The sequence below is a fragment of the uncultured Methylibium sp. genome (genome assembly GCF_902826655.1).
Taxonomy (GTDB): Bacteria; Pseudomonadota; Gammaproteobacteria; order Burkholderiales; family Burkholderiaceae_C; genus Methylibium.
The window spans coordinates 1-4,001 of sequence record NZ_CADEFR010000117.1 but is presented as its reverse complement, the minus strand read 5'-3'; the positions used below and the strand labels follow the sequence as shown (position 1 = coordinate 4,001).

Below are 4,001 nucleotides of genomic sequence, written 5' to 3'. Positions count from 1 at the left end.
CTGCAGATGGACATCAAGATCCAGGGCATCACCAAGGAGATCATGCAGGTCGCGCTGGCGCAGGCCAAGGAAGCCCGCCTGCACATCCTCGGCAAGATGGTCGAGGCGGTGGGCGGAGCCAAGACCGAGGTCTCGGAGTTCGCGCCGCGCCTGTACACGATGAAGATCAACCCGGAGAAGATCCGCGACGTGATCGGCAAGGGCGGCGCGACCATCCGCGCGCTGACCGACGAGACCGGCTGCACCATCGACATCGCCGAGGACGGCACGATCACCGTGGCCTCGACCGATGCCGAGCGCGCCAAGTTCGCGATCAAGCGCATCGAGGAGATCACGGCCGAGGCCGAGATCGGCAAGGTCTACGAAGGTCCGATCACCAAGATCCTGGACTTCGGCGCACTGGTCAACATCCTGCCCGGCAAGGACGGCCTGCTGCACATCAGCCAGATCGCGCACCAGCGCGTCGAGCGCGTCGAGGACTTCCTGAAGGAAGGCCAGGTCGTGCAGGTCAAGGTGCTCGAGACCGACGAGAAGGGCCGCATCAAGCTGTCGATGAAGGCGCTGCTCGAGAAGCCGGAAGGCTATGTCGAGCCCGAGCGTCCGCCGCGTCGCGACTTCGGTGACCGTGGCGACCGGGGCCGCGACCGCGGCGATCGTCCGCCGCGCCGCGAGCGTCGCGACGAGGGCGACCGCCCGGCCGAGGCGCCGGCCTCCAACGACACCCCGTCGCAGCCGGAGTGAGGGCGTCGTGTCGCCGGGCCACGGCCCGGTGACGCGCCTTTGCACGTACGCGCGCACGCACGCATGCAAGCGATCGAGATCTCCCAGCCCGGTGGCCCCGAGGTCCTGCGCCTGGCCGAGCGCCCGGAGCCGGTGCCGGCCGCGGGCGAGCTGCTGATCGAGGTCGCCGCGTCGGGCGTCAACCGGCCCGACGTGCTGCAGCGGTCGGGGGCCTACCCGCCACCGCCCGGCGCGTCCGACCTGCCGGGCCTCGAGGTGGCCGGCCGCATCGTCGCCGGCGATGCGGCGGCGCTGGCGGCGGCCGGTTTCGCGCTCGGCGATCGCGTCTGCGCGCTGACGCACGGCGGTGGCTACGCCCGGCGCTGCGTCGCACCGGTCGGGCAATGCCTGCCGGTGCCGGCGGGCCTGAGCGACGTCGAGGCCGCCAGCCTGCCCGAGACCTGCTTCACCGTCTGGATCAATGTCTTCGAGCGCGCGCGCCTGCAGCCCGGCGAGACGCTGCTGGTGCAGGGCGGCTCCAGCGGGATCGGCGTCACGGCGATCCAGCTGGCCAAGGCCCTGGGCTCGCGCGTGATCGTCACCGTCGGCGACGACGCGAAGGCGCAGGCCTGCCTGGCGCTCGGTGCCGATCACGCGGTCAACTACAAGACCCAGGACTTCGTCGTCGAGGTCAAGCGGCTGACCGATGGCCGCGGCGCCGATGTCATCCTGGACATGGTCGCCGGGGCCTACGTCGCGCGCGAACTGCAATGCCTGGCCGACGATGGCCGGCTGTCGATCATCGCGGTGCAGGGCGGCAGCAAGGCCGAGATCGACGCGGGCACGGTGCTGCGCCGGCGTCTCACGATCACCGGCTCGACGCTGCGACCGCGCACCGTCGACTTCAAGGCCGGCGTGGCGGCTGCGCTGCGCGCCCGAGTCTGGCCCTTGCTCGCGGCCGGCACGATCCGGCCGGCCATCTACAAGACTTTTCCCGCTGCCGAGGCCGTGCAGGCCCATCGTCTGATGGAATCCAGCCAGCACGTCGGCAAGATCGTGCTGACCTGGTGAGGAGAGCTTGAGCATGAGCGAAGCGCGTCGCAAACTCGTCGTCGGCAACTGGAAGATGCATGGCAGCCATGCCGCCAACGAGCAATTGCTCGAAGGCCTGAGAGCGGCCGGACCCTTGCCGGCCGACGCGGCGGTCTGCGTGCCGTTCCCGTACCTCGCGCAGGCCGCCGAGCGCCTCGCCCGCACCGCCTTGCAGTGGGGTTCGCAGGATTGCTCGGCGCACGAGCAGGGCGCCTACACCGGCGAGGTCTCGGCGGCGATGCTGGCCGACTTCGGCTGCCGCTATGCGATCGTCGGCCATTCCGAGCGTCGGGCGCTGCACGCCGAAGGCGACCAGCTCGTGGCCGACAAGGCGCAGGCGGCGCTGGCGCGCGGCGTGACGCCGATCGTCTGCGTCGGCGAGACGCTGACGCAGCGCGAGGCCGGCGAGACCGAAGCGGTGGTCAAGCGCCAGCTCTCGGCGGTGATCCACACGCTGGCGCACTGCGCCGGCGAGATGGTCGTCGCCTACGAGCCGGTATGGGCCATCGGCACCGGCCGGACCGCGACGCCCGAGCAGGCGCAGGCCGTGCACGCGCTGCTGCGCGCGCAGCTGCGCGCCGCCACGCCGCGCGCCGACCAGATGCGGCTGCTCTATGGCGGCAGCGTCAAGCCCGACAACGCCGCCAGCCTGTTTGCCCAGCCCGACATCGATGGCGGCCTCATCGGCGGCGCCTCGCTGAAGGCCCAGGACTTTCTTGCGATCTGCCGCGCTGCCGTGCGCTGATCGCTTCCCGTTTCGAGATCCGGAGTCGATTCCATGCAAGCCTTGTTGACGATCGTGTTGGTGGTGCAGTTGCTGTCCGCGCTGGTGATGATCGGCCTGGTGCTGATCCAGCACGGCAAGGGGGCCGACATGGGCGCCTCCTTCGGCAGCGGCTCATCGGGCAGTCTGTTCGGTGCCACCGGCAGCGCGAACTTCCTGTCGCGCTCGACCGGTGTGTGCGCCGCGATCTTCTTCTCGTGCACGCTGGCGCTGGCCTACTTCGGCAACCTGCGCGGCGACGCCGCTGGCGGGGGCAGCAGCATCCTCGACCGGGCAGCGCCCGTCGCACCGGCGGCCAGCACGCCGGCTGCGCAGATTCCTGGCGCCGCGCCCGCTGCCAGCGAGCCGGCGGCGGCCGTGCCTGCAGCGCCGGCATCGGGTGCGGCGCAGATCCCGACCAAGTGACGGATCGCCCTTCGATCCCGGCCTGCAGCCTGTTTGCCGGTCAGGAACACGAAGGGTTTGGCGCTAGAATTTGCGGCTGTTCGGTGAGCCAGACCTCATGCGATCCGAACGCCCTCCGAGCACCGATTCGCGTGCCGGGCCGTCGTGGTGAAATTGGTAGACACGCTATCTTGAGGGGGTAGTGGCGAAAGCTGTGCGAGTTCGAGTCTCGCCGACGGCACCAAGGATTTGCGGAAACTTCGACGAGAGCCGGCGCGGCACATGGCGGGCGCTCATTTCCGGTCGTTCGGTCTTTCGATGACGATGTCAGCCCTGGTCCTGAACCGATGAACCTCGAGTCCTACCTGCCGGTGATCCTGTTCATCCTGATCGGGGTTGCCGTCGGCGTGGCACCGCAGGTGATCGGCTTCCTGCTCGGGCCCCGGCGCCCCGATCCCGAGAAGAACTCCCCGTACGAATGCGGCTTCGAGGCCTTCGAGGACGCGCGCATGAAGTTCGACGTGCGCTATTACCTCGTCGCGATCCTGTTCATCCTGTTCGACCTCGAGATCGCCTTCCTCTTTCCCTGGGCGATCTCGCTCAAGGAGATCGGCGCCACGGGCTTCTGGGCCATGATGGTCTTCCTCGGCATCCTCGTCGTGGGCTTCGCCTACGAGTGGAAAAAGGGCGCCCTGGATTGGGAATGACGAGGCACTGAAATGGGCATCGAAGGCGTTCTCAAGGAGGGGTTCATCACCACCTCCGCCGACAAACTGATCAACTGGTCGAAGACCGGTTCGCTGTGGCCGATGACCTTCGGCCTCGCCTGCTGTGCCGTCGAGATGATGCACGCCGGCGCCGCGCGCTACGACATCGACCGCTTCGGCATGCTGTTCCGCCCCAGCCCGAGGCAGAGCGACCTGATGATCGTCGCCGGCACGCTGTGCAACAAGATGGCGCCGGCGCTGCGCAAGGTCTACGACCAGATGGCCGAGCCGCGCTGGGTGCTGAGCATGGGCTC

At 69.0% G+C, this 4,001-nt stretch carries 6 protein-coding genes and 1 tRNA gene; all 7 read left to right on the top strand.

Features of this window, described 5'->3' with window-relative positions:
• The coding region (locus QZV97_RS20490; protein ID WP_295647216.1) for a S1 RNA-binding domain-containing protein at positions 1-741 on the top strand (741 nt) is incomplete at its 5' end.
• 63 nt (positions 742-804) lie between these two features.
• Positions 805-1,791: an NAD(P)H-quinone oxidoreductase gene (locus QZV97_RS20485; RefSeq protein ID WP_295647214.1), complete on the top strand. Its 987-nt coding sequence runs from the start codon at positions 805-807 to the stop codon at positions 1,789-1,791.
• Positions 1,792-1,804: 13 nt separating this feature from the next.
• Entirely contained in the window at positions 1,805-2,557 is a 753-nt protein-coding gene (gene tpiA / locus QZV97_RS20480) for a triose-phosphate isomerase (RefSeq protein WP_295647212.1), read from the top strand.
• Between the two features lie 33 nt (positions 2,558-2,590).
• Positions 2,591-3,001, top strand: a complete 411-nt coding sequence (gene secG / locus QZV97_RS20475) for a preprotein translocase subunit SecG (protein ID WP_295647210.1) — start codon at positions 2,591-2,593, stop codon at positions 2,999-3,001.
• A gap of 138 nt (positions 3,002-3,139) precedes the next feature.
• Positions 3,140-3,224: transfer RNA gene (locus tag QZV97_RS20470), tRNA-Leu, on the top strand.
• Between the two features lie 103 nt (positions 3,225-3,327).
• Complete coding sequence (locus tag QZV97_RS20465; protein WP_295647208.1) at positions 3,328-3,687, top strand: NADH-quinone oxidoreductase subunit A; 360 nt, start codon at positions 3,328-3,330, stop codon at positions 3,685-3,687.
• Between the two features lie 12 nt (positions 3,688-3,699).
• The coding region (nuoB, locus tag QZV97_RS20460; RefSeq protein WP_295647206.1) for an NADH-quinone oxidoreductase subunit NuoB at positions 3,700-4,001 on the top strand (302 nt) is incomplete at its 3' end.

What these genes read in the sequence shown, in the direction of transcription:
- QZV97_RS20485 (WP_295647214.1), top strand. Translation starts at nt 805, where the DNA reads ATGCAAGCGATCGAGATCTCCCAGCCCGGTGGCCCCGAGGTCCTGCGC.
- tpiA (WP_295647212.1), top strand. Translation starts at nt 1,805, where the DNA reads ATGAGCGAAGCGCGTCGCAAACTCGTCGTCGGCAACTGGAAGATGCAT.
- secG (WP_295647210.1), top strand. Translation starts at nt 2,591, where the DNA reads ATGCAAGCCTTGTTGACGATCGTGTTGGTGGTGCAGTTGCTGTCCGCG.
- QZV97_RS20465 (WP_295647208.1), top strand. Translation starts at nt 3,328, where the DNA reads ATGAACCTCGAGTCCTACCTGCCGGTGATCCTGTTCATCCTGATCGGG.